At 59.7% G+C, this 25,960-nt stretch carries 22 protein-coding genes; 7 read left to right on the top strand and 15 right to left on the bottom strand.

The window, feature by feature from the left end:
* Nucleotides 1–7: 7 nt before the first annotated feature.
* Nucleotides 8–733: an SCP2 sterol-binding domain-containing protein gene (locus MW046_RS00110; protein ID WP_247993546.1), complete on the top strand. Its 726-nt coding sequence runs from the start codon at nt 8–10 to the stop codon at nt 731–733.
* A 6-nt stretch (nt 734–739) separates the two neighbouring features.
* Here the strand turns inward: MW046_RS00110 and MW046_RS00105 are convergent, their stop codons facing one another.
* Nucleotides 740–1,906, bottom strand: a complete 1,167-nt coding sequence (locus MW046_RS00105; RefSeq protein WP_247993545.1) for an acyl-CoA dehydrogenase family protein — start codon at nt 1,904–1,906, stop codon at nt 740–742.
* Nucleotides 1,907–2,142: 236 nt separating this feature from the next.
* A complete protein-coding gene (locus MW046_RS00100) occupies nt 2,143–3,792 on the bottom strand; it encodes a class I adenylate-forming enzyme family protein (protein WP_247993544.1) in 1,650 nt (549 codons plus the stop codon).
* A 118-nt stretch (nt 3,793–3,910) separates the two neighbouring features.
* Between MW046_RS00100 and MW046_RS00095 the strand changes: the two genes are divergently transcribed.
* Entirely contained in the window at nt 3,911–5,611 is a 1,701-nt protein-coding gene (locus tag MW046_RS00095) for an acyl-CoA carboxylase subunit beta (protein ID WP_247993543.1), read from the top strand.
* Nucleotides 5,612–5,627: 16 nt separating this feature from the next.
* Here MW046_RS00095 and MW046_RS00090 read toward each other — a convergent pair whose 3' ends face one another.
* From MW046_RS00090 to MW046_RS00070, 5 genes are all read right to left on the bottom strand, one after another.
* Nucleotides 5,628–6,488 carry a DUF7537 family lipoprotein gene (locus MW046_RS00090; protein ID WP_247993542.1) on the bottom strand — a complete coding sequence of 287 codons (861 nt, stop codon included), beginning with the start codon at nt 6,486–6,488 and terminating at the stop codon, nt 5,628–5,630.
* An 80-nt stretch (nt 6,489–6,568) separates the two neighbouring features.
* Nucleotides 6,569–7,366, bottom strand: a complete 798-nt coding sequence (locus MW046_RS00085) for an SDR family oxidoreductase (RefSeq protein WP_247993541.1) — start codon at nt 7,364–7,366, stop codon at nt 6,569–6,571.
* Nucleotides 7,363–8,247: a beta-keto acid cleavage family enzyme gene (locus tag MW046_RS00080; RefSeq protein ID WP_247993540.1), complete on the bottom strand. Its 885-nt coding sequence runs from the start codon at nt 8,245–8,247 to the stop codon at nt 7,363–7,365. Before MW046_RS00080 ends, MW046_RS00085 begins: the two co-directional genes overlap by 4 nt.
* Nucleotides 8,244–9,059 carry an enoyl-CoA hydratase/isomerase family protein gene (locus tag MW046_RS00075; RefSeq protein ID WP_247993539.1) on the bottom strand — a complete coding sequence of 272 codons (816 nt, stop codon included), beginning with the start codon at nt 9,057–9,059 and terminating at the stop codon, nt 8,244–8,246. Before MW046_RS00075 ends, MW046_RS00080 begins: the two co-directional genes overlap by 4 nt.
* 85 nt (nt 9,060–9,144) lie before the next feature.
* On the bottom strand, nt 9,145–9,936 hold the full coding sequence (locus MW046_RS00070; protein WP_247993538.1) for an enoyl-CoA hydratase/isomerase family protein: 792 nt from the start codon (nt 9,934–9,936) through the stop codon (nt 9,145–9,147).
* Between the two features lie 894 nt (nt 9,937–10,830).
* Between MW046_RS00070 and MW046_RS00065 the strand changes: the two genes are divergently transcribed.
* Nucleotides 10,831–11,997 carry a FecCD family ABC transporter permease gene (locus MW046_RS00065; protein ID WP_247993537.1) on the top strand — a complete coding sequence of 389 codons (1,167 nt, stop codon included), beginning with the start codon at nt 10,831–10,833 and terminating at the stop codon, nt 11,995–11,997.
* 35 nt (nt 11,998–12,032) lie between these two features.
* Here MW046_RS00065 and MW046_RS00060 read toward each other — a convergent pair whose 3' ends face one another.
* Together MW046_RS00060 and MW046_RS00055 are read right to left on the bottom strand one after the other, a co-directional pair.
* The gene (locus MW046_RS00060; protein ID WP_282190215.1) at nt 12,033–13,136 is read right to left on the bottom strand and encodes an acyltransferase; all 1,104 of its coding nucleotides are present in this window, start codon (nt 13,134–13,136) and stop codon (nt 12,033–12,035) included.
* Between the two features lie 209 nt (nt 13,137–13,345).
* Nucleotides 13,346–14,791: an MATE family efflux transporter gene (locus MW046_RS00055; protein ID WP_247993535.1), complete on the bottom strand. Its 1,446-nt coding sequence runs from the start codon at nt 14,789–14,791 to the stop codon at nt 13,346–13,348.
* Between the two features lie 120 nt (nt 14,792–14,911).
* Between MW046_RS00055 and MW046_RS00050 the strand changes: the two genes are divergently transcribed.
* From MW046_RS00050 to MW046_RS00040, 3 genes are all read left to right on the top strand, one after another.
* A complete protein-coding gene (locus MW046_RS00050; RefSeq protein ID WP_247993534.1) occupies nt 14,912–16,093 on the top strand; it encodes an MFS transporter in 1,182 nt (393 codons plus the stop codon).
* Between the two features lie 94 nt (nt 16,094–16,187).
* A complete protein-coding gene (locus MW046_RS00045) occupies nt 16,188–16,838 on the top strand; it encodes a LysE family translocator (RefSeq protein ID WP_247993533.1) in 651 nt (216 codons plus the stop codon).
* Between the two features lie 65 nt (nt 16,839–16,903).
* A complete protein-coding gene (locus tag MW046_RS00040) occupies nt 16,904–17,800 on the top strand; it encodes a universal stress protein (RefSeq protein ID WP_247993532.1) in 897 nt (298 codons plus the stop codon).
* Nucleotides 17,801–17,809: 9 nt separating this feature from the next.
* Here the strand turns inward: MW046_RS00040 and MW046_RS00035 are convergent, their stop codons facing one another.
* Nucleotides 17,810–18,841, bottom strand: coding sequence for an NAD(P)H-dependent flavin oxidoreductase (locus tag MW046_RS00035; RefSeq protein WP_247993531.1), 1,032 nt, complete (start codon nt 18,839–18,841; stop codon nt 17,810–17,812).
* A gap of 389 nt (nt 18,842–19,230) precedes the next feature.
* Nucleotides 19,231–19,419 (bottom strand): winged helix-turn-helix transcriptional regulator, encoded by a 189-nt coding sequence (locus MW046_RS00030; RefSeq protein ID WP_247993530.1) that lies wholly within the window; start codon nt 19,417–19,419, stop codon nt 19,231–19,233.
* Between the two features lie 361 nt (nt 19,420–19,780).
* On the opposite strand from MW046_RS00030, the gene MW046_RS00025 reads away from it, so the two are divergent.
* Nucleotides 19,781–20,080 (top strand): DUF8113 family protein, encoded by a 300-nt coding sequence (locus MW046_RS00025; protein WP_247993529.1) that lies wholly within the window; start codon nt 19,781–19,783, stop codon nt 20,078–20,080.
* Between the two features lie 34 nt (nt 20,081–20,114).
* Here the strand turns inward: MW046_RS00025 and MW046_RS00020 are convergent, their stop codons facing one another.
* The 4 genes from MW046_RS00020 to MW046_RS00005 form a co-directional block, all read right to left on the bottom strand.
* The gene (locus MW046_RS00020) at nt 20,115–21,413 is read right to left on the bottom strand and encodes a D-arabinono-1,4-lactone oxidase (RefSeq protein ID WP_247993528.1); all 1,299 of its coding nucleotides are present in this window, start codon (nt 21,411–21,413) and stop codon (nt 20,115–20,117) included.
* Nucleotides 21,410–22,603 carry an amino acid deaminase/aldolase gene (locus tag MW046_RS00015; RefSeq protein WP_247993527.1) on the bottom strand — a complete coding sequence of 398 codons (1,194 nt, stop codon included), beginning with the start codon at nt 22,601–22,603 and terminating at the stop codon, nt 21,410–21,412. The genes MW046_RS00020 and MW046_RS00015 overlap by 4 nt, the downstream gene beginning before the upstream one ends.
* Nucleotides 22,604–22,701: 98 nt before the next feature.
* The gene (locus MW046_RS00010) at nt 22,702–23,721 is read right to left on the bottom strand and encodes an aldo/keto reductase (RefSeq protein ID WP_247993526.1); all 1,020 of its coding nucleotides are present in this window, start codon (nt 23,719–23,721) and stop codon (nt 22,702–22,704) included.
* 46 nt (nt 23,722–23,767) lie between these two features.
* Nucleotides 23,768–25,903 carry an AAA family ATPase gene (locus MW046_RS00005; protein ID WP_247993525.1) on the bottom strand — a complete coding sequence of 712 codons (2,136 nt, stop codon included), beginning with the start codon at nt 25,901–25,903 and terminating at the stop codon, nt 23,768–23,770.
* Between the last annotated feature and the right edge of the window lie 57 nt (nt 25,904–25,960).

The following is a 25,960-nucleotide window of genomic DNA, read 5'->3' as shown; positions in this document are numbered from 1 at the left end:
CCCATCCATGAGCGCGGAACCACGATCCATCGACGACTACTTCCCGACCGAACCGTGGCTCGAACAGTACCGCGATGCGATCAACGCCAGTGAGGAGGTAAGTGAGACGGGAGCAGATTGGGGTGTCGGCTGGAACGGCGAGATGGTCTTTCACATTGAGGATCTCCCGTTGAACGATCGAACCGTTGGAGATCTTCCCGAGGAGATCGTTCGGCTAATCGAGGCGGCATTCGATTCCCTTTCTGATTCCGAGATCGAGGAGATCGTCGCTGCCGCGCCCAAAGAGATTCGCGACGACATTCACTCCCGTGGCGACGATCTCGGACAGGCAGCCTACGAGGAGCTACTCGAAACGACGCTAGTCGACGGGCCTGACCGGATGTGGCCCGAGATGCGCGAAGCAACCCCCGAACTGTTGGTCGAACTGATCGAACAGCTCGAAGAGAATCTCGCGGACGACGCGACCATCTACGCATGGCTGGATCTCTACGACGGTGCCTGTCGTACCGCTACCGTTCTCGAGGGACTCGACGAACGCGAACACGGATTCGTGCTCTCGGGGGCGTATACGGTGTGGAAAGATTTAGTCAACGGCCAAGAGGACGTGATTAACCTCATCATGAGCGGACGAATGGAACTCGACGGTGACATGCAGAAGATCCTCCAGTATTCAGATTCTGCGGTCGCACTCACAGATGTCGCTGCCGACACCGACGCACGCTTTCTCTTCTGAGCGCAGTCAGTACGACCGGGGAAGACCGAGATGGTGTTCGGCGATGAAATTTTTGACCATCTCGTTCGAGATCGGTGCCGTCTGGGTGAGCCGCGCGTTTTGCCAGATGTTGTACACCTCATACTCGGGTGTGAAGCCGTTTCCGCCGTGCGTTTGGATCGCCTGTGAGGCGGCCTCAGTGGCGAACTCGCTGGCGAGGAGTTTCGCCGCGTTGGCTTCCATCCCACAGTCCTCACCGTCGTCCCAGTTTCCGGCGGCTTTGTAGGTGATCTCTCGGGCGGCCATGAGTTTCGCGTAGTACTCCGCAAGAGGGTGTTGGATCGCCTGGTGGGAGCCAATCGGCTGGCCGAACACCTCCCGATCGGTCGCGTACTCCACGGCGAGATCGATCGCTCGAAGTCCACCACCAAGCGCGCTGGCTGCGCCACCGATGCGCTCGGTGTTGAGCGTATCGAAGAGGAGATACAGCCCGCCGTCTTCGGTTCCGAGGATCCGCTCTTCGGGCACGCGTAGTCCATCGATATCGACCTGATACTGTCGTTCGAACCACGGCACCGTCGTGTCGAGTTCCGTGAGCGAGATGGCGTCCCGACCGGCGGGATCGTCGACGAGAAACAGCGTGACGCCGTGGGTTGGATTCGATCGATCGAGAGGGGAGGTGCGCGCGATCAACAGCATCTCGTTCGCGTTTTCGACGCCGCTGATGAACGTTTTCTGCCCGTCGATGACGAATTCGCTGCCGTCGCGCTCTGCGTGTGTGTCGATGTTGAGCGTGTTCGTTCCTGCCCGGGGCTCGGTCAATCCCATGCAAAAGCGCATCTCGCCGTCGGCGATCTGTGGGAGATACGTTTCCTTTTGGGCTTCAGTGCCGTGGCGCTGTACGGTGATGCCACCGAATACCGGCGTGAGCACGAAAATGATTCCACCTTGGCCCCCGCCACGGGACAACTCCTCGATGACGATCGCCATCTCCACCATCCCCATCCCTTCACCGCCGTACTCCTCGGGGATCGCCACGCCAAGCCACCCTTGTTCAGCCAGATCCTGCCAGTACTCCTCTGGGAACCGCTTGGCTTCGACGTGGTCGCGCCAGTACGCGGTGTCGTACTCCTCAGCGAGATCCCTGATCGCCTCTCGAATCATGTCGTGCATCTCGGTCTCGACGAGCGCCATGCCTCGGATGCACGACCATTGCTAATAATAGTTCTGCCAATTATACGCGGCGTAATAAATCGCCATCGACCGGGTTCTGATCGATGAGTTCGAGGAGATAAACACTGTCGTGGCGGACCTCGAACACGGTCGAGCGATCAAGCCGGTGGTGCGGATCGACAGCTGAGTATCTCAGTTACCGAACCGATCGCATCTGAGCGTGCGTCTCACGCACTGTCACAGCGGATGGCAGCGGGCTACAGATCCTCGCTCGGCGTGAGCGGTCCGTCGAGCCTGTCGGCGGCGGCAGTTTCGAGCTTAAACCGCTGGACCTTCCGAGTCGCGCTCCGGGGGAGTTCCTCGACGAAAAACACCCGTCGTGGATGCGCGTAGGCAGCGACCCGATCCAGAACGAACCGACGGAGTGTCGTCTCTGTCGGTTGATCGACATCAGTCTCGGTGACGACGAACGCGACCGGTGCCTCGCCTTTCACCTCGTGAGCCACGGCCACGACGGCAGCCTCCGCGACGGCCGGGTGGGCGTACAAGGCGTCCTCGACTCCGGCGGGATAGACGTTTTCGCCGCCGACGATCATCATGTCGTCGGCGCGGTCAACGATCCAGAAGTAGCCATCCCGATCGACGCGCGCGATGTCCCCCGTATAAAACCAGCCGTCGTCGTCGAACACCGCTTCGGTTTTCTCCGGTCGATCGTGGTAGCCAGCGAACACTTGTGGCCCACGAACGGCGATCTCACCGGTGACGCGTTGCTTGTCGAAATCGATCGCTCGGTCCGCCGTGGGCGCGAGATCTTCGGGCGCAACGATTGTCTCCCGGCTGTCGGGATCGGCGAGTTTCAGTTCGATGTTCGGTACTGGTGGACCGATACAGCCCGCTTCCTTGCGGACCCCCCGTACCGGCTCCGTAGTACCAGCAGGCGCGGTCTCCGTCATGCCCCACCCCTCAGTCATCCGGACGTTCCACGCCGATTCGATCTCGTTCCGGGTCGCATCGGCGAGCGGTGCGGCGGCACAGATCGCCGTCTTCAGCGAGGAGAGATCGTACGCGTCGGGAGCCTCTCGATAGGTGCGGTGCAACATCGTGTACATCGCTGGAACGCCAGCGAATCGGGTGACGTCGTGTTCCTCGATCGCTTCAAACATGGGGACGGGTTCGGGCTGAGGATGGAGCACCTGCGTTGCTCCTGTGTACAGAAACGTACCCATGAGCGCGTTCAGCGCGTAGATGTGAAACAACGGCAACACGAGCAGTCCCGTGTCGTCAGGGTCGATCGGTAACCCGCCGGTGTCGTAGGATTCGATCGTCGTGAGGAGGTTCTCGTGTGTGAGTAACACGCCCTTCGGATCCCCAGTAGTGCCGCTGGTGTAGGGCTGACACGCCACGTCGTCGAACGCTCGTTCGGGTCGATCGAAGTCAGTGGACACCTCGGCGAGCGCGTGGGAGTAGTTAACGATCCCAGCGTCAGGATCGCTCAGCCCCGGTAGAAACGTCGTCCCGATACTGCTCGCACTGGCGAGTTCCGTCGCTTGCTCCGCAAGCAGCGGCGAAGCGATCAGACAGTCGATCCTGGCGTCCGCGATCACGAACCCGAGCGTTTCACGGTCCATCCGGAGGTTCAACGGAACTGGGACGAGCCCCGCCTCCATCGCTCCGAAGTACGCGCTCGGAAACTGGAGCGTGTTCGGGACGAACAAACCGATCCGATCCCCCGGACCGAACCCGTGGGCTGTGAGCACGTTTCCGACCCGATCCACCGCTCGGTTCAACTCCGTGAACGACTGGGTGCCACTCAGACCGATCAACGCCGTTTTCTCCCCGTAGCGATCGGCAGTCATCGCCGGAAGATCCCCCATGTGCCGGAGGGGTTCGCCATCGTGATATTCCATACCAAACTCATATTATCTTTCAATATATTAAATGTTGTGTGCTATTGATATAATGTATATAGATGGTAAACGACATGTTAACAGGTAGTTTGACGTTGTACGGGCGACGAACGTGTGTATGGAGCTCGATATCGGTGCTGATACCGACGAGGATATCGCTCGAGCGATCGCGACCGCCGTTGCAGAACATCTCGGCCAGTCCGTCGAGATCGTCGATAGGCAGGGGAATACGGTCGCAAACGCCGGTGAAAACGGATGGGACAGCGCAGGAGCGGTCGTAACTGAGCGCGAGCGACGACTCCGCAAGGAGATCGAAGAGATCGTCTCGGGAGGTCCAGAGCGGGGCCACGAGAAGATCGAGGCGTTGGGCAAAGCGTTCGTGCGTGATCGGCTCGATCTGATTTTCGATACCATCGAGTACGAGGATGGGACGTTCGCCCGCCAGAGCGACGACGAACTCCCTGCCGACGGGCTGCTCACGGGCGTCGGCACTATCGACGGGCGAACGGTAGCGTTCACTGCGAACGATTACACGGTAAAGGCAGGATCGCTGGGTCAGATGGGCGTCGAAAAGGTGATCCGGATCGAGGAGCGCGCAATGGAGCTAGGGGTACCGATGCTCCGGCTGATCGATTCGACGGGCGCGCGATTGAACGCCACCGAACGCGAGCCGGGCGACACCCACATGGGTCGGTATCACGGCGGAAAGATGTTTTACAACCAGTGTCGGCTTTCGGGGCGTGTGCCCCAGATCGGCGTGCTGTACGGGCCAGACATCGCCGGCTCGGCGTACACACCCGTTTTCTGCGATTATCTCATCATGGTCGAGGATATCTCGGGTATGGCGATCGCCTCCCCCCGAATCGTCGAAGCGATGACTGGCGAGTCCGTGGAGATGGATGAATTGGGCGGTCCCAGCGTTCACGCGACCCAGAGCGGGAGTGCCGATCTCGTCGTTCCCGACGAGACGGCTGCCGCCGAAACGGTCCGAGAGCTGCTTTCATTCCTGCCTCAAAACTACGCCGAACGGCCGCCGACCCGTGATTCCGTTCCACCAGCGAAAAACCCCCACGGACTCGATGCGGTGATTCCCGAACGACCCAACGACGCCTACGACGTGCACGAGACGATCGATCGGCTCGTCGATCGGGAGTCGTTTTTGGAGTTACTCCCTCGATTTGCACCGGAAATCGTGACGGGTTTGGCCCGGATCGATGGGCGTCCGGTGGGGATCGTCGCCAACCAGCCCGATCACGTCAGTGGTGCGATCTTCCCGGACTCAGCCGATAAGGCTGCGGGGTTCGTCTGGACGTGTGATGCGTTCAACATTCCACTGGTGTATCTGTGTGACACGCCGGGATTCATGATCGGCTCGGCGGTCGAGCGCGAGGGCGTTCTCCGTAAAGGACGGAAACTGATCTATGCCACCTCGAACGCTCAGGTTCCCAAGTTTTGTGTGATCCTCAGAAAGGCCTACGGCGCGGGTATTTACGCGATGTGCGGACCCTCCTTCGGTCCCGACGCGACGCTCGCGCTACCCTCCGCGGAGATCGCAGTGATGGGACCCGACGCCGCGGTTCACGCGCTGTTTGGCGACCAGATCAAAGGGATGGACGGCGAGGCACGCGAGCAGTTCGTCGAGAGCGCGAAGGACGAATACCGCAACTACATCGACATCAGAGAACAAGCGTCGAAAATGCAGATCGACGAGTTGCTCCCGGCGGGTGATCTCCGCTCTCAGCTGGCGGCGCGGCTCGGCGCGTTCAGCACGAAAGAGCGAGACGAACGTCCCCACCACCACGGCACCGTGTTGTTCTGACAATACCGTGGCTAGCTCAGTCCGCTTTCGCCTCCTCGACCCATGCGGGCTCGGTGACTGTCGTTTCGTCCACATCGAACTGGAGTAAGCCGGTTCTGGTGTGGCTCTCGCCTCCCTCGATCGTGTACGTTACCTCGTACTCGGAGGATCTGATCATTCCCTCCGAATCGACGATCGTGGTCATGTTGAACTCCTCAACCGTCATGTTGTCGAGGATCGGCGGGAGGAAATCTAGTTTGAGACTCTCGTTACGCAGTTGCGTCGAGGTGTACCGAAACATCGTCTCGCCGTCGTACAACACTCGCTCCGAATCGGTGTACTGTGGGGACCACAGCGTGTAGTAAACCGGTCCGCTTTTCCCGATCCTCCGGTTCGTCTCGAATTTCATGTACGTGTCGAACGAATACCGACTCGTGCTGTTGTACGTCGGTGGATCGGAGCGGTTCGTGTAGTACAGGGTATCATCCTTCTGGTACTGTTCTTCGTGGATGGTCTGATTTCCTGAATCGATGAGGGTGGTGTTCCAGTGTTGCTGCTTGCTCGACTGGTCGATATAAGCGACTCTGTGGAGGTACTGGCCCGGATCGAAAGCGGTCCAGTTCGAGATGCGGGTGAAATTGTCATGAGAGTAGAGCGCCTCGTAATGCTGATTGTACGTCGTGGGGAAATCCTCGACACCGGTTTCGTTCCATCCCGGTGGCCGTTCGACGTTCGGATCAGGGCTAGTGGGCTGTGTCGTCGTGGCCGCTGGCTCGGTCGATTCGGTGTCAGCCGTCGAGTCGGATTCAGTGGGAGTATCTTCGAAAGGACTCATACCAGCACAGCCCGAAAGTCCCACAAGGAGTACCACGAGAACCGCCATCAGTTGTTTGCGCATACGGATTATATCAAAAAGCCCTATTAATATGTTCTGTTTGGAAACAATTGCTCGTAAGATGGATTCCGAGAACTCCCAATTCAGACCGGCGTGGTCGCAAGCAGCTGACCGCCGTCGACGGTGAGGTAGCTGCCGGTGATGTACGCTGCTGCGGGGCTAGTGAGAAAGAGCACTGCCGGGACACAGTCAGCAGGCGTTCCAAAGCGGTCGGCAGGTATCTCTTCGAGCATCTCCTCGGGAAGTTCGCCACCAGCAGCGTCGGCGACGCCTTCAGTTTCGATGATGCCGGGGGCGATCGTGTTCGCGCGGATACCGTGGGGAGCCCATTCGCTCGCCACTGTCTGCATCAGGTTGTGGACACCCGCCTTTCCTGCGCCCGAGTGGGCGTGAAACGGCGCACCATGCTCGCTGTTGGTCGCGCCCATCGACACGATCACCCCGCCGTCGGAATCGATCATCCGTTGGCCGACGCTCAGCGTGCAGTAGGCCGTTCCATCGAGAATCGTCCCGACCACGGACCGCCAGCCGTTCGGGGTCAGCGACTCCGTCGGCGTGATGAAGTTCGCCCCGGCGTTGTTCACGAGGATGTCGATGCGCCCCAGTTCTTCGAGAACGGTGTCGGTCATCGTCTCGACGGAGTCGTACTCCCGGACATCGACGGTCGTCGCACACGCCCGAACACCGCGCGCTTCGATCTCCTCGGCGACGGGCGCGAGGTGATCCATCTCCCGGCTAGCGATGGCCACGTCAGCCCCGTGGTCGGCGTAGGCGAGCGCGAGCGCTCGTCCGATGCCCGTTCCTCCACCGGTGACGAGCGCCACCGACCCCTCGAACAGATCCGAGCGAAACAGCTCGGTGCTCGGCGGCGTCGTGCTCATCGATCCAACCCCATGATCTCGTGCGCCTCCTCGGGCGTTGCGGGTTTGCGGCCGACGTTGCGGGTCAACTGGGCGGCCTGCTCAACCAGCTCGGCGTTGGTCGCCATCTCACCAGACGGGAGGTAAAAATTATCCTCCAGTCCGACGCGCACGTTGCCGCCCATGGCGAGTGCGCCGGCAGCCAGTGCCCACTGATCGCGGCTGATCCCGATCACCTGCCAGTTGGCGTTCTCGGGAAGCTGGCGCACCTGATGCGTGAGGTTCTCGATCGTGGCTGGAATCCCACCGAGCACGCCCAAAATGAGGCTGAACTGGAGTGGATGGGAGAGATTTCCGTTCTGTAACAGAGGACGGACGTTTCCGACGTGGCCGGTGTCGAAACATTCGAGTTCGGGACGAACGCCTGCTTTTTCCATCGCGGTCACGAACTGCCGGATCTCTCCGAAAGAGTTCTCGAACACCATATCGAAAACGAACTCCTCGCGCGACTCGGAGTATTTCGCGTAGTTCATCGACCCCATGTTCAACGCGGCGATATCGGGCTGTACCGCCCGAACGTACTCGATGCGGTCCTCTGGGGGGGCGTGAAGCGCGCCCGTCGAGAAGTTGATCAGGATGTCCGTTCGATCCCTGATCTCGTCGTGGATCTCCTGATACACATCCGTGTCGTACGTCGGACTGCCGTTTTCGGTTCGTGCGTGGATGTGAGCGATAGCAGCCCCCGCTTCCCTCGCAGCCGCGGCGTCTTCGGCGATCTCTTCGGGGGTGTATGGGATCGCCGTACACTGGTCACGCGTGGTGAGTGCACCGGTGAGCGCGGCAGAGATGATCGCTGTCTCCGGATCGTTGCCCTTGGTCGATGGTTGGTCAGTGATCGTCATTGCCCTCGCTGTTTCCAGTCGGGTTGTTCATTCATCAGAAAGGAGTTGATTCCTGCTTCGGTTTCCTCGCTCATGGCGATGAGTGCGATGATCTCGCGCATGTATGATAAGGCTTCGTGAAAGTCCATATCGCGTTGGGTGTAAAAGGCCTGCTTGCCCATCTCGATCATCACCGGCGAAGAGGCGGCGAGATCCTTGATCAGTTCGTCGAGTTCCGACTCGAAGTCTTGGGTTGGCACCACCTCGCTCGTGAATCCGATCTCGTGGGCGGTCTCGGCACCGATATACTCGCCCGTGAACAGCAGCTTGAGCGCCTGTTTCTCCTGAACCGTCCGCATGATCGGTACGAGTGCTTGGGCGGGGAACAGTCCGATGTCGACCTCGGGAGTACCGAACGTCGCATCTGCTGTCGCTATGATGATATCACAGGCCGCTGCAAGGCCCATACCCCCCGCGAGACAGTGGCCTTCGACGGCAGCGACCACCAACGCGCTCGTCTCGATCAGCTGTTCCATCAGCTCGGCCAGCCCGGAGAATCCCGACCGGTACGCCTGTGGTCCCCCACCGATGTGGGAAGCCATGCTCTCCAGATCACCGCCCGAGCAGAACGTGCCACCGGCACCGCGGATCACGACCACCCGAGCCGGCCCCTGATCGGCGGCTCGAAGCACGTCGGATAATCCACTGAGGACGGTCTCACTCAACGCGTTCTGCTTCTCGGGTCGGTCGATGACCACCCGGACCACCACTCCGTCGTCGCTGACGGTAACGGCCAGATCGTCGCACTCCGGATACGATGAGGTATCAGTCATCGATACTCAGCTCCGTCCATAGCGCATGGTGGCACACGACTGGACGCGGCATTCCTGTGGGTTCCGTTTCGATCATAGCTATCGTTCATTTACCCTCAAACGCTGGTTCGTCGTCAGTGACAAAAGCTGTAATACCGGCTGCCAGATCCTCCGTATCGAGAAGATGGCCGAACGCTTGGGCTTCGAGTTCGAGACCGCTGTCGATCTGCTCCCACCCCATTCTCATCGCGCGTTTCGTATAGCGCTGAGCGATCGGTGGTCCGGCGGCGATATCACTTGCAACCTCAAGCGCCGCCTCATCGAACGCTTCAGCATCGAACACGGCATACAGATATCCCAACTCGTGCATCCGATCGGCCGAAAACCGATCGGCGGTGAACACGATCTGTTTCGCTGCGCTCTCGCCGATGAGTCGTTGGAGTCGCTGGGTGCCGCCCCACCCGGGGAGGAGTCCAAGCTCGTGCTCGGGAAGGCCAAACTCTGCGTCCTCGCTTGCTACCCGAATGTCGGCACACATCGACAGCTCCAACCCCCCACCGAGACAGTAGCCGTCGATAGCGGCTACAACTGGAAGATCCGTCCGTCGGAATCCACCGAAGACACGTTGCCCGAGCCGCGAGTGCTCGACGCCCTCCCGGTGATCCATCGCGCCCGAGGACTGAACGTCAGCTCCGGCAGAGAACGCGCGGTTACCGCTGCCACGCATCATCACCGCCCGCACGTCCTCGCTCGCTTCGAGACGCTCAAGTGCCCCCTCTAATTCTTCGAGCATCCGTGTATTGATGCTGTTCATCGCGTCCGGTCGGTCGAGAACGATCGTTCCCAGATGCTCCACCGGTCGTTCGATACGAATCGTTTCGAAGTCACCAGCACTCATCGGTTTCCCCCCCGACCGTCCACAATGATAGTCGTACACCGGTATGCTGTCCGTTCGAGTCCTGTCGAATGCCCATAGTGCGGCGATATATTTTCGAGCAAAGGAGATGGATGTTTACCCTCTGATGTGAGGATATTTAAGTCGCTCAGCGACAACGCTGAATGCGAGCTCTCGATTACGTGGTAGACTGTACCGATGCCAACGATACAGACTCGACTGTCGAAGTTGTCGTGTGCGCACACCTACCACTGTAATGCCTCGTATGGCTGGTCATTAAAATAAATGCGTTTTCATCCATCATACCACTGTGAGCCGGGATGCCACGGGGCTGCGAGGGAGGATTACAGAAGTACACCTGTAATACGAGTCAGATCGAAACGCCGCACTGTCATCACCGAAGTAGAACGGATCGTTTACACGCAGCTACCATCGTCGCTCTGGTTGCTGTGGACGATCGGTTGGCTTCCACCCGCAGATTATACGATAATATATGTTCATATCGATCGTATAGTTCGGTGTGTTTACGTTCGTGAAATAAAATGCAGTTAAGACCGCCCCATAGTTATTGTATCAGGAAAATACTGGTATTATTGTATGTGTATCCACTGCTATTCCTCGTTGATTCGACTAATACATCGGATCAACGGTGATCTGCTTACATCTCCCGGATATTAGAACTGCGTATAATTAATTGTATTTCGAAGAAGCTATTCTGAACCCGAAACTCCGGAACACCATGCTCGAAAGCATGTCGTTCCGGTGTGCTTATAATGTATTAGGTTAGCCTAAACACATGAGCGGCCAACGAAGACGAACCGTTGTGAGGTCCCGACTCCCAGAGCGGGCGACACCGATGGGATCCGATGGAGGAAAACGGGGTGGTGAGCAAACGCGATGAACGAAAGTGAGTCCTCGGTCGCGCAGTCCCGATCGGATTCGGAGCCACTACAGTGGCTTTTCGATCCGTCTCTGCTCGGATTGTGTGGAATGAGCGTCCTGCTCGTCATCGCCGGAGGATTGATACAGGTGAGTTTCGGCGCGTATCAGATGTCGATCAAAGAAGCATGGCAGGCAGTGTTCAATCCGGCCGTGCTGTTCGATCTCCGGTGGCTGTTCAAATTCACGCTCGGTGAATCTCTGATGCGTTCGATAACGGGCTTTACGGGGACACTCCCGTCGCTCGACACATCGACGACCGTCGTCTGGAACATCCGGTTACCGCGGGTTCTCCTCGCCGTGTTCGTCGGGATGAACCTCGCGGTGTCGGGCGCGATCTTCCAGGCAGTTACGCGAAACGAACTCGCAAGTCCGTTCGTGTTAGGGATCTCTCACGGTGCCGGGTTGGTGATCCTGCTCACGCTCGTCGTGTTCACCGGTCTCACCGCGTTGCTCCCCATCGTCGCGGCGCTTGGTGGAGCCGTAGCGTTCGCCATCGTGTACGCGATCGCGTGGAAAAACGGGACGAGTCCTGTCCGGTTGGTGCTGGCGGGCATCATCGTGGCGACGGTGTTTCAGTCGCTCCAGCGGGCGCTGTTCTTTTTCGCTACCGACATCGGCACCGCCCAAACCGCCATGGCGTGGATGACGGGATCGCTCACAGGCGTTGGCTGGACGCAGTTCCGAATGGCACTACCGTGGACGATACTCGTCGCCGGACTGTCCATCGTCAGCGCTCGACAGTTGAACGTGCTTTTGCTCGGTCAACGAACCGCGAAATCACTAGGAATGTCCGTCGAACGGGTTCGCTTTGCGCTCTCGGGTGTGGCTGTGCTCGCCGCCGCTGTGAGCATTGCGGTCGCGGGCGTCGTCAGCTTCGTCGGACTAATCGTCCCCCATCTGGTCCGAACCATCGTCGGAAACGACCACAAAAAGTTGATCGTCGGGTGTCTGTTTGCCGGCCCTGCGTTGATGGTCATCGCCGACGTCGGTGCTCGTCTCGGACTTCCGATACTGGCCGGTGCGACTAACCAACAGCTTCCTGTCGGTGTCGTTACAGGTCTCATCGGAGGACCGTATTTCCTCTATCTCATGCGGAAACGACGACAACTCGGAGACGTCTGATCGAGCGCACAAACGAATCACACCGGGTAGGAACCTCACCACACCCGAAACCGGTCCGATCGTGGGAGGTGGCTTCCACCGATTTCGATCAATCCTAGTTCGTCGACCACGACGTAGATGAGCAACGCCCCAACGAAGGTTGCAGGGGTCAATGTGAGATGCCACACGATCGTGTTTTCGATCTCGTATCCGGCTACGCTCAAAACAGCGCTTCCATTTTGCAAAACGAATAAAACGGACGGATGGACCACGTACACACCGACAGCGTACTTTCCGAGCGACGGCAACGAGGTGGATTTCCCAAGCGTCGGCCGCGAGAGGAGAAAGAGGAACAACGAAACGGTCACCAGAACGGTTATGATCGTGTAGCTCGGCGAGTAGACGCCGTGAGCAAACGTCCGATCGGTCAAAACGTATCCCAGCAGGTATCGCTCTGCGATGTGGAGCACTCCGAAGAGAACGGTCGCTCCGAGATACAGCCTGCTTCGCTCGGTGGTCGGTTGCCAGTCGTGTGTGGCAAGGTAATAGCCGAGACTAGTATAAAAGAATCCGAAGAATAGCGCATCCCTGTTTCGAAACGGAACGTCTACAAACATCGTATAGCTCCCGCCCAAGAGACCGACGACGTGAATTCCGAGCGAGACTGGGATCAAATATTTCGTTTTGTCGAATTTGATGAATAGATATATTAGAGACAATGAGAACAGCAGTGCTGGCAGAAACCACAGGATTTCGGAGACCGAATCGCCGTAGTATATCAGTTCTAGTGGAGAAATGAAACCCGCCATTTCGTGTATGGCGCTGTTCACGACGCTTCGATGCTCGATGTGTGCGCGCACGATGGCGTCCGTGAGGAACACGGGGGCGGTGAGCAGTATCCCAAACACGTAGATCGAAGAGATCCTCGCTACCCGACGAAAGAAATACTCGGTGACATTGCTATGAGATACCTTGGCTGCAAAAAAATACCCAGACGTCATGAAAAAGAATGGGACGGCAAACCGCGCGGAGGTTTCTATAATGAAATTAGCTATATTCCCGTATGCACCCATTCCCTCAAATAGGTCTGTATGAATTAAAATAACAAAGATCATTGCAACTATCCGTGTTGAATCTATACTGTAGATTCGGTCGACCACGTGGGCGCAACGTCGGGTTGGCCCATGGATCTTTTGGCTTCGATGAGCGATGTTTCGGTTACATATCTGTTCGAGAGAACGCCAACTAGCAACGTTCAACAAATATTTTATCTGTCATAAGGATTTGGCGATCGCATGATCGTGACTGTCGAGGACGGAAAACATGAACGCACTAACCACGTCGCCATTGTCGATTCGGTCGTACAGCCTCAATCATCAGCCACCCTAGTGTCGACACGATAATCCCGGCTGACTTCCTTCCACGTGTTCGAAACGAACCGGTAGTAGTTGAGGACTGCCGGAATCGCTGTTTCCGCGACGAACGCGAGATACACGCCGGTGAGACCGAGCGAGGTAGTGGCTCCGAGGTACGTGAGCGGAATCGAACAGCAGAACATCCCTAACGCCTGGCTGAAAAAGGTCCACTGCGTATCACCGCTGGCGTCGAGGAGTCCAGCAGCGCCTCCCGAAACGCCTTGGAGGACGACCGCGATACACGCGACGGAGACGAGCGACACCGCGATCGGAACTGAAGGGTCGTCTGGACCGCTGACGAAGCTCATGACGATCGGTTCGGTAAACAGAAACACCACAATTGCTGACAGGAGATACACTGCGACCGCAAACCGGACGATCTCCCGTCCGTACGCTTCGGCTGCCGTCTCGTCGCCCCGGCCAAGAGTTTGTCCGACGAGACTGCTGGCGGCGAGACCGAAACCCCACCCCGGTGTGTTCATCAGTCCCCAGATCCGCCGGGCGATGACGAACGCCGCAACGACCTCCGATCCGAACAACGCGAGGATCGCCAGCATCGGGAACTCCGCGACCGTCCAGACGAGGTTACGGCCAATGACGGGAACGCCGATCTCTAACAGCTGTTTCCCAAGGTTGGCGTTGAGATACGGTCCGAACGGATCGATCCGGATCGGAAGCTCTCGCCCTCCGGGGACGCGCCCGTTGAGAAGCAACAGCGCGAATGTCCCGGTTACGAGCACGTTCGAGGCGACGGTGCCGATCGCTGCACCGACGACACCGAGATGCAGCCCAAGGATCAAGACGGCGTTGAGCAAGAGATTCGAGATCGCACCGCCCGAACGGACGATCATCGGCGTCCACGCGTCATCGATCCCGATGAATACGCGGCTTCCGATGAGGTTCAACCCCGCGAACGGAACGCCAAGCCCCACGTATCGGAGATACGACGCGCCGAAGTCGATCACTGCTGCGTCGTCGCTGAGCAGTGAGATCAGTTCGGCCGGAAACAGAAAGAACACGATCGAGATCGGAACCGTGAGACCGACGACGATCAGGACGCTCGTCCGGACCGCTTGACCGAGTTCGTCGAGTTCCTCGGCACCGAACCGCTGTGAGACGAGCGCGATCGTGCCAGCGGCAAGCCCGCCACCGGCTGCAAACGCCAGTCCCCAGTATGGACCAGCCAGCCCGACGCCCGCGATCGCCGTGGAGCCGAGCGCAACGCCGACCATCGCCACGTCGACCGCGTTTTTCGACATCCGGGCCACGCCGGTGACGATACGGGGCCACGCTAGCTCCGCAATTCGACGCGCGCGCTCGTTGCTAACTAATCCAACACGAACGAGCGCGCGACCGACACAGAGCACAACCAGTCGGATGGGATTTGGAACGCGAGACATAGAGTACCCGATACTCTCTGGTCTGGTATAGGAGTTCGTTCACCGGTAGGAACGACCCGTTCGAACACCCCCATATATGTTGGGAAATTTATTAAACCGATGGAGTGATCATCGGCGGAGATGAGCGAGATCGGTCGGTGGCGGTATCGCCACACTGTCCTGTTGCTGTGTGTGCTGGCGTATTTCGGCGTTCGATTCATCGAGTTCGCGTTGTCGCTCGTCTTTCCAGACATCGAGACCGCGCTCGGCACGTCCGTGTTCACCATCGGGGTGGCAGTCACGGCGAGTACAGTCACCTACGCGCTGTCTCAACTCCCCAGCGGGGTACTGAGCGACCGATTCGGCGAACGGCGGGTAATCATCGCCGCCCTCGGACTGACAGGGGTAGCGAGTCTGGTGCTCCTGGTCGCCCCCGTCGGCGGAGCCATCGTTGTGGGCATGAGCATCATCGGAGCTGTCACCGGGGCGTATTACAGTCCCGCCACGGCACTGCTGTCAGACCTGTTCGAACACACCGGCCGCGCGATCGGGATCCACCGAGTCGGCGCGCAGGTCGTCGGTCTCACGGGACCGGTGGTCACGTTCCTTAGCGTCACTTACGGCTGGCAGGCCGTGCCCCTCGCCAGCGCGGCCCTCGTGGTGCCGTTGACCGCGGGGTTCGCACTGTTCGTACGCACGCGCACGCCGAACCGCCCAGACCGATCGATCCGCGAACAGTTACAGCCCTCCCGGCTACGGTCGCTGTTGTCCCGCCCGCCAGTGGCGTTCACCGCCGCCATCGCCAGCTTTGCCCAGTTCGTCGACGTGGCGACGTTCTCGTTTCTGCCGTACATCCTCCGGGCATACGTGGGGCTCTCTTCGGCAGTCGCCGGGATACTGTTCACATTGTACTTCGTCGTGGTGGCCGTCGCTCAACCAGTTGCCGGCTGGCTCTCCGATCGGTTGGGACGCGACCCCGTGACGGTCGGAAGCCTCCTCGTCGGGACGGTCGGTCTGCTCGGTCTGCTCACCGGAGAGACGACGCTGACGATCTCGGGGGCCGTCGTCTGCCTCGGCGTCGGCATGGGGTGGAATTCACCGGTCCAGTCGCGGGCCATCGATCTGCTGGCCAACGACGAGCAAGGCACCGGGTTCGGTCTGATTCGAACGGTTTACATCGGATTCGCAAGCCTCTCTGGCATCGTCGTCGGCAGCGCCGTCACCCTTGGAGGATGGGCCAGCGCGATCGAGACCCTCGTCATTGTCCTGTTCGTTCCGGCCGCTGCGCTCTGTGCGAACGCAACCCTCCGGCTCGGGCTGTAGCTCCCGTCGATCCACCGCAGTCAGATCGAACTGTTTCTGGAACCGAATGGCTTTATGCTGATCGTCAGCGATCACCTGACCGAGTGTATCCATTATGATCGACATTAGTGTGGGGTTGTCAACCCTTTCGGTGTTCGTTCCGGTCGCAGTGGCGTTGATCGTGGTGCCGGGACCGGATCTGATTTACGTACTCACACAGAGCATCAGCGGCGGGCCGTGGTCTGGCTTGTCGTCCGCACTCGGTATCTGCACTGGAATCTTGATACACACGAGCGGCGCCGTACTCGGGCTGTCTGCGATCCTCCGCACGTCCGCTGTCGCCTACTCCGTGGTCAAATACACTGGGGCGGTGTATCTGTTGTATCTCGGCGTCAAAACCCTCCGACAGGAATCGGCGTTCGAGCTTCGAGCCGGTGACACCGACGACACCGACGACACCGAAGGGGGGTATTGGCGCGGCGTCGTGATCAACACGCTGAATCCGAAGGTCGCGGTGTTTTTCCTCGCATTTCTCCCGCAGTTCGTCGCACCCGGAACGAACGCGTGGCTGGATATGGCACTGCTGGGAGGGTTGTACGCCGCGCTCACACTGTTGTTGTTCGGCGTGCTCGCGGTCACATCGAGTCAGATCAAAACCGTGCTGGCAACCCACCCACGGGCGTCCGACGCGATCCGATGGGACGCTGGAACGACGATCGTCGGCTTCGGCATCGAACTCGCGGTCAGCGATGCCACAGGGGCGTAACTGGACTGGAGTGTTCGGTGTCGATCACATAGTGAATGCGTGAGGACTCATGACACGTTAAGCCGATGACGATCCAACTCCAATACATGTACAGTGACGTGCTCATTCCGACCGATGGAAGCGAGGGAATCGAGGGGGCGATCACCCACGGACTCGCGCTGGCCGAGCGGTATGACGCCACCGTTCACGCCTTGTCGGTGGTGGACGTAGGGATCATAAAGGAGTTAGACACCAACGTGTCACTCCTGAAGTCGGTTCGGGAGTCGCGCACTGAGACGGCCAATCAGGCGACAGCAGCGGTACAATCACGGTCGTCCGACTACGACGTGACTGTCGTGGAAGCCGTTCGGGAGGGTGTTCCGGCGCACGAGATCGTTTCGTATGCGGATGAACACGCTGATCTGATCGCAATGGGAACCCACGGACGGACGGGGTTGGGTCAGTATCTGCTCGGAAGCGTCACCACGTCGGTCGTCCGAACGGCAACCGTACCGGTGTTGACCGACCGGTTGACCGATCCCCCTCGGTCGAGCGACTACACGGATATCCTCGTTGCGACGGACGGTACCGCCGGTTCGGCCGCTGCGATCGAACACGCGATCGCACTCGCCCGCCGATATGAGGCGACGCTCCACACGCTGTACGTCGTAGACACGAAGCTCGGACAGAACCTTCCGGTCCAAAACGTACTCGAACAGGACGGCCAGCGCGCGGTCTCTGCGGTAACGACGGCCGCGGAGTCGGATGGGGTCTCGACGACCGAGCAAATCGTTTCTGGGGTTCCACACGAGGAGATCCGGTCGACGATCGAGGAGTGTGACGTGGATCTGCTCGTCCTCGGCACCCACGGACGGAAGGGTCTGGACCGACTCGTGCTTGGCAGCGTCGCCGAGCGCCTGATCCGAACGGTCGAGATCCCCGTGTTGACCGTCCGATCGACGGACGCCGCTGATGCCGAGTGAGCCGTTCGATCAGTGTGACGAGCGAGCGCTCGACGCTGCCCGGTCGAGCGCATCGTTAGTTTCGCTGATCAACGCCTCGACCACCGACGACGCGGTGGGATGGCCGTCGATGAGACCGACGCTTTGGCCGGCGTACAACGGGAGTTCCGTGACATCGCCCGTAGTGTCGGGGAGCGCGAGGACATCAGCGTATCGCTCGATCGGTTCGCCAGCCGGGGTGGTAGCCACGCGATCGCTCTCACCGGGACGGTCAGTTGCCGGTTTTCCAGCAGCGCGCCACCGATCGACGGTGTCGTTTTCGAGAACGCGGTGTGGAACGTCCGGCCACCCCTGATCGAACAGCGTCGAGTGGGCGGTGTCGGTCTCTTCGGCGTCGATCACCCGCTCACGGTAGCGGTCGTGGACGCGGGCCTCCGCCGTCGCAACGAATCGCGTTCCGAGCCACGCACCAGCCGCACCCAGCGCCAAAACCGCCGCGATGGTGCGACCGTCGCCGATCCCGCCCGCGGCGATCACCGGCGTTTCGGGCACTCCATCCACGACGCGGGGCACCAACGGGAGCGTCGCCACCTCGCTTTGGACGTGCCCGCCCGCTTCCCACCCCTGGGCGACGACGACGTCCACGCCGGCATCGACCGCCGAGCGGGCCGCTTCCGCTGAGCCGACGGTTTGCATCACAGTGGCCCCGAACTCGTGCACCCGATCGACGTACCGGGCAGCGTCTCCGAACGAAAAGGACACGACGTCGACCGACTGCTCGGCGCACACCTCGAGGTGCTCCTCGGTCGGGATCGTCTTCGACTCCTCGTCGAGAACGATGTTCACTCCCACTGTCCCCGTCTCGTCGGTCCTCTGTGCCGTTTCCGACAGGCACGCACGGGCTTCAGTGGGTGTCCGCCACGTGAGCGCGAGCATTCCCAGCCCGCCGGCGTTCGCCACCGCGCTGGCGAGCGCCGGACACGTCGCGCTCCCGATCGGAGCCTGCACGATCGGCACGTCGAGATCGAACAGTTCCGTCAGCTCCGTCGTGATCTCTGTCATACTCCAAACGGTCACACCTCACGGAAGAAATAGATGCGGGACCGAGCGAGCGTCGGATAGTTTGGAAGAGTCCCCGGCGAGATCGTTCGGACGAATAGATAGCCAACCGCAACTATAAAGTGAATTGGTATCACACCTTTTGCTGCATAGCATCACTCGGAGAGATAGTTGCTGGGTGATTTGGAATCCATCACCGTTGCTGTCGTGTCTCCACTAAAGGCAGTATCCGAGAGAAGAAGGGCTTGCCCGCTGGAAGGATCAAGCCCTTCGATGCTATGCACCGCACATAGCAGAATGATGGTTCGAACCGAGTTTTCTTAGGTCTGGCGGGATACTACAGGTCAATGAGAGCGCTTTGAGAGGCGCGAAATCGGTTTTGATAGTGAAAGCTATTTCGACAGAAACCACGCAAGTGAGTTACCGATCCGTTCGCTTCGTACCTGCCCCTCTGATTCGAGTTTTCGGAGCCGATAATCCGCGCCTTGGCGGGTTACACCGACTTCCTCCGCAACCTCTCGTGTCGAAGCAGGAGAATGTTTTTTGACGGCTTCGATGTAGTCCTCATCACTTCGGGTCATACTGTCATTTTTATCCGTAGTGTGAAGTACTGACTGGATACTGGGTTCTTGCTTCATAGCAATATTTTTATTTGATGGATGTGATACAGAATTTGAGGCGGAAATTCAGTCGATGGATCTTTCGTTCGGAAGAAATCCCGGTGGTACGAACACCGAGACTGATTCTGCCTCCACTAAAGACAGCAATGACGATTACAACGTCATACGAAAAAGTAGTATCGACCGCGAGCCACCGAAACTGGTGTGTCTCGTGGAATGAGTTCCGAGAGCTATTGAAGTACTCACTCCACAGCCGTCGTCGGAGCGGAGAGAATGCTGTAAAAGACACGGTCTGTGTCGACTACGGAAACAGGATGAAACCATGAGCCACGAATATGAGAGAGCCAAGCAACGAGCCATCGAAATCCTTGAGAACGGGGATCACGATTCTCTGTTCGTCTGTACTTCATCCCAGGACGGGAAGAACAGGGACGTAGAAGTCGTGACCGGGGTCGACAGCGATCGAATCACAACGTCGACCGGCTACGTCCGATTGGAGCAAATCTGTATGCATCTCGCATACCTCTCGAACGAATCGAACGTCGATCCATCGGTCATTCCTTCCAAGATTGTGACGATCATGCGGAACCGGGAGATTGGGGTCGAAGTCCTCGAAGAGTAATCGTACTCGTCCCCATTTTTGACTGTAGCGTGGACTACACGTCGAACAGCTGCCGAAGGCGTTGGTTGCAAAACGTGCCCTCGGGATCGAGCGAGCGCCGGACGGTTTGGAACGTGTCCCACTCGGGATAACACGATCGGAGTCGTTCGGGATCGACGGTGTGCATCTTTCCCCAGTGGGGACGGCCGTCGTGCTCTTCGAAGATGGTCTCACACGCCTCGAAATACTCTCGGTGGGGCTTGCGGTGGTAGGTATGAACAGCGATGAACGCCGAATCCCGTCCGTAGGCCGGGCTGAGCGGGATCTCGTCGCCCTGCGTGTAGCGGAATTCGATCGGAAACAGGATATCCTGCCCGTCGCCGGCGAGATGGTCCCGGATCGAGCGCACGACATCACCACCCAAATCCGCTGGAACGCCGTACTCGATCTCGTTGAACCGAACGCTCCGTTGAGTGGGAAACACCTCGTGGCTGGGTCCGACCGTCTCGCCGTCCGAGAGGGTCGCCGCCGCGAGCCGGGCGAGCTGTGGCGAGGCGTCGGGAACGATGGCGGAGAGCCGACACAGAGATCCCCACGCGGCGTTTTCGAGGTACTCATCCGCGTCGAACGGAACCGAACGAGTCGGCGAATCAGTGGTCCGATCGAGCGTTTTCACGAGCGCGGTCTCCGTGTGGGGGAACCAGAAGAACTCGAAATGTCGGTGGGTTTCGCGCAGTTCGTCGACTCGGTCAAGCACCTCGGCCAACGGGGCGGTCCACGTCCGTTCTCGCAGGCGGTACGCGCGCTGGAGTTCGAGCGTGATCTCGCTGACGACGCCGAGCGCGCCGAGTGACACCTGTGCGGCCCGGAACGTCTCGCCGTCCGCGGCGGTGAGCGTCCGGATCTCTCCGTCGGCGGTGACGAGCCGGATCCCGACCGCTTGTGTGGCGAGCACCCCGAGATCGATCCCGGTTCCGTGGGTACCGGTCGCCAACGCGCCGGCGATCGTTTGACGATCGACGTCGCCCATGTTCGCCAGCGCGAGCCCGTGGGTGGCGAGAATCTCGTTCAGTTCCTCCAAGCGCGTGCCGGCTCTAACCGTCGCTCGCTGCCGTTCGGTGTCGATGTCCGTCACTCCGGTGTAGGCGGCGAGCGAAAGCAACACGTCGTCGGTCGGAACGATCGAGGAAAAGGAGTGTCCTGACCCCGATACTCGGATGGTTTGATCGCCCGCGTGGCGCGCGACGATCTTCTGTAGATCGGCTTCGGTCGTCGGCTCGTAGTAGCGGTGGGGCTCACACGATACCGAACCCGACCAGTTGTGCCACACGCCCGCACTGGACTCCTCTCTCATACGAAACACGTCCCATCACCGCGGTAGGTCGGGTGTCGGGCGGCGATCTCACCGTCTTCGACGACACACAACCGCTCGAAGTGGGCACAGGGCTCGCCGGCTTTCGCGTGCCGAAAGAAGATCGGATCGCCGAGCGAGAGATCGATCGAACCGTCGTATCTGATGGGCGTCTGAACCTCACCCGCGCCTTCGCGTTCGAGCAACGACGCACCCGATGGGAGGTGAGGGATCGGTGCTGTGCCGTCTCCGGGTGGACCACTCCCAGCGTAGCCCCCACCACGGCAAGTGTACACGTCATCAGTGGGCTGTCGGGTGATTTCGATCGCGTATCCCACGGCTGGCTCGTACTGGAACCCCCGGTAGTGATCGAATTGGTGAGGCGCATAAAAGCCAGACCCCACTGTCAGCTCCGTTACTGTCGCATCATCCCGAGTTGACTCTAGGCTCCCGGTGCCGCCGCCGTTGACGAACGCCAGTTCGTACCCCTCCCGTTCGAGGGCCCCCACTACCGACGCGCGACGCTCGCGGAGACGGGGAACCGATCGTCGTTTCAGACGGCGAATCACCGCGTTCGTCACCGGATCGTTCGAGGGATCGTCGTCCGAAAGGCCTGCGATCTGTGCTTCGTACCCCATCACTCCGGAGAGCGTGACGCCCTCCCGGTCAGAAATCGACTGCGCAAGCGCGATCGCCGCCTCAGGGGTTTGAATCCCCGAACGCCGCACGCCGAAATGGATGCCCAAATGGGTAGTCGACATGTCCACGTCCAAACAGAGGGGAACTTCGACACCGTGCTCGGTCGCAATCCCAGCAATGCGATCGACGTGTTCGGAACAATCGACCGTGAGAACGACGCAGGAACCTTCTTCGATCACCTCACACACCGCCTCGATCTCGGCGGCGTGCCAAACGGGATAGGCGACGAGCAGATCCTCGAACCCGTGGGACGCGAGATGTACCGCCTCGCGGCCGGTGTAACACATGATCCCGCGAAAGCCCCACTGTTCGAGGACGTATTCCAACACGGCACGACACCGGATCGACTTGGAGGCGACTCGGATCGGCAGCTCGCCCGCACGCTGGCGCGTCGTCTCGATGTTCGTGTCCAGTGCTTCGCGGTCGAGATACGCCAACGGCAACGCCTCCCCCGCCACTGCCGACCGGTATCGGTCGTACGTTGATGTATTCACATCAAATGATTATAATCATACCATAAATAAGTGGAACCGGAATACTCGGGTATTTTACGGACCTCGGTCCTGAGCGCGTTCGTAGTTGTCGTGGTCCGTCAGTGCCACAGATCGCCGTCTTCGTCGAACCGGGCGTCGTAAATACGCTGGCGCTGGTCGTCGCTCAGCGAGACGGTCGTCGCACCGACGTTTTCATCGAGTTGCTCGACGGATCGCGCGCCGATGATCGGAATGCACGTGAACGCCTCCTGATCCATCAGCCAGCGCAGTGCCACCTGTGCCGGTGTCGCGTCGACCTCTTGGGCAACGGTGCGGATCGCATCGAGCACGTGCCAGCCCCGCTCTGAGGTGTAGTACGCGCCGAACTGCTCGTCGAAGCTGCCCCGCGAGCCATCAGGTGCTTTCACCGCCGTGGGATCGTCGGGATCGACACGTTCGTACTTGCCGGTGAGAAAGCCACCAGCCAACGGCGAGTACGGACAGACGGCGAGATCCTGGTCTGAACAGACGTCGAGATACTCTCGGACATCCTCATAATAGGCGGCGTGGGCGAGCGGTTGAGTGACGGAAAAGGACTCCCAGTGATTACTCTCGCTCTTCCAGAGGGCTTTGGTGAGCTGCCACGCGGCCATCGTGCTCGCACCGAGGTAGTTTACGCGCCCGTCTTCGACCAGTCCGTTCAGCGTCGAGAGGGTCTCCTCGATCGGCGTCTCCTCGTCCCATCGGTGGATGTAGTACAGATCGAGGTAGTCGGTGCCGAGTCGGTCGAGCGTTCCTTCGATCTGATTCCGGATGTGGGTTCGCGAGAGACCTCCGTCGTTGGGATGTCCGCCATCCGAATCGGTCTCAAAGTACACCTTCGACGCGATGACGAACTCCTCGCGGTCGCGTTCGTCGAGCCATTCCCCGATGTATCGTTCTGCGGTTCCCGACGGCGTCCCATACACGTTGGCCGTGTCGATGAAGTTCCCGCCCCGATCCGCGAACGCGTCGAGCAACGTGTGGGCAGCCGTCCGATCCGTTTCGACGACACCACCCGTCTCACGGTCGAACCGCCACGTCCCGAAACACAACTCCGATACCGCCAGTCCCGTCGAACCGAGCCGTCGATACTCCATGAGAAAAAAGTCACTACCATCGTCAAAATAGCTTCCGGCGAGCGGCTCACGCCTCCGTTCGGACCTGCTCGCGTGCCGCCTCGAAATGCTCGGTAGTAATCGTGATCTCTTCGGCGCGTTCGGTGGCTACTTCGGGACCGAGATCGGACGCGAAGTCTCGGATAGCAAGCATCGAGGCCTGCCGGATGAGAGCCTCGAGTTCGGCTCCCGACCAGCCGTCGGTGTCGTCGGCGAGCGCGTCGAGATCCACGTCGTCGGCGTACGGTTTCCCGTCGCTGTGCACGTCGAAAATCGACCGTCGTGCGTCCACGTCCGGAAGTGGGATCTCGACGTGGGATTCTAACCGGCCAGGACGGAGCAACGCGGGATCGAGGGCCTCTCGTCGGTTCGTCGCTGCGACAACCATCAGATTGGGGTTATCGGTTAGCCCGTCGAGTTCGGTCAGCAGTTGGGAGACGACGCGCTCGGTCACTTCGTTTGACTCTCCACGACGGCCAGCGAGCGCATCGATCTCGTCGAAGAAGACGATCGTGGGCGCGGTCTGTCGAGCGCGCTCGAACAGTTCCCGGAGGGCCTTTTCGGATTCACCGACGTATTTGTCGACGAGCTCTGGTCCGGCCACGTGGATGAAGTTCACGTCGCTCTCACCGGCGAGTGAGCGCGCGAGCAACGTTTTCCCCGTGCCCGGTGGACCGTACAACAGTACGCCCGAGGGCGGCTCGGTTTGTGTCGTCTCGAACAGCGCGTGATAGGTGAGCGGCCATTCGACTGCTTCCCGAAGCGTGGCTTTCGCTTCTTCGAGACCGCCGACGTCGTCGAACGTGGTCGTGGGCGTTTCGACCACGTACTCTCGCATTGCGCTCGGTTCGACGGCGGCCATCGCAGCTTCCAGATCCGAACGGGTGACAGTCAGTGCCTCGCTGTCGGTATGGCGGTACCGCCGGAGCGCGTTCATCGCCGCCTCGGTCACGAGCGTCCGAACGTCGGCCCCGACGAAACCATGGGTCCGTGTCGCAAACCGATCGAGATCCACGTCCTCGGCGAGGGGCATCCCACGCGTGTGGACATCGAGGATCTCGCGGCGACCCGATTCGTCGGGCACCCCGATCTCGATCTCTCGGTCGAACCGTCCACCACGACGGAGCGCCGGATCGAGCGTATCGACGCGGTTGGTCGCCCCGATGACGACGACCTCCTCCTGTGACCCGATTCCATCGAGTAGCGTCAGCAACTGCGTCACCACCCGGTTTTCCATATCGGCCTCATCATCGCGCGAACCGGCGATGGAGTCGATCTCATCGATGAAAACGATCGTCGGTGCCTGACGAGCCGCCTCCTCGAACGTTTCGCGCAGGCGTTCCTCGGTGTCGCCTTTGTACTTCGAGACGATTTCGGGACCGGAAATCGTCTCGAAGTGAGCGTTCACCTCGTTGGCGACGGCTTTCGCAATGAGGGTTTTCCCGGTGCCGGGTGGCCCGTACAGTAACACCCCTTTCGGCGGATCGACGCCAAGCTGGCGAAACAGCGCGGGATCGGACAGGGGTAACTCGATCATCTCACGGATCTGCTCGAGTTCTTCGTCCAACCCCCCGATGTCCTCGTAGGTGATCCGGTCCGAACTGGACGGCGTGGTCGCCTGATCCGATCTCTCCTCGATGGGCTGATTGGGGGTCTCACGCGACGAAGCCCAGTCGGTACCGTCCTCACCTTCTTCTGTGGTGATCGAAACAGCCGTCTCGTCGGTGATCCGGACCATCCCCGACGGTGTCGTACTGGCGATCGTCACCCGGGCACCGATCCGTTCGAGATACACCTGTTCGTTCGCTCGCACCGGCCGGTCCTGTAGCTCGTGTTTGAGAGCTGATGCGACTCCATCAGAATCAGGAACCATCGGAAGTTCGATACTGACACTTCTGGCATCAGTAACATCGATCGGACGGATGCGTATCTGATCGCCGATATTCACACCTGCGTTCTGTCGCGTATCGGCATCCATACGAACTACACCCTGATCGCCGCCAGGCCACACTTTCGTAACAGTCTGTCGGGGTCCATCGAGAAGGATCGTCTCTCCGCTCAACACGCCGAGCGTGCGACACGTCGAACTGGCGAGGCGCGCAATCCCCCGTCCTGCGTCGCGCTTTCGTGCGCCCTGAACGGTCAGTTCAACCGATTGCTCCATGTCCGAGTTACGTGACACCCCCCCTTGAGACCATTGTCCGACGGCCGACTACCGAGG

This window comes from Halocatena salina (assembly GCF_023115355.1).
Lineage (GTDB): Archaea > Halobacteriota > Halobacteria > Halobacteriales > Haloarculaceae > Halocatena > Halocatena salina.
The sequence above is the reverse complement of the archived record's forward strand: the minus strand, read 5'-3'. Positions and strand labels throughout refer to the sequence as shown.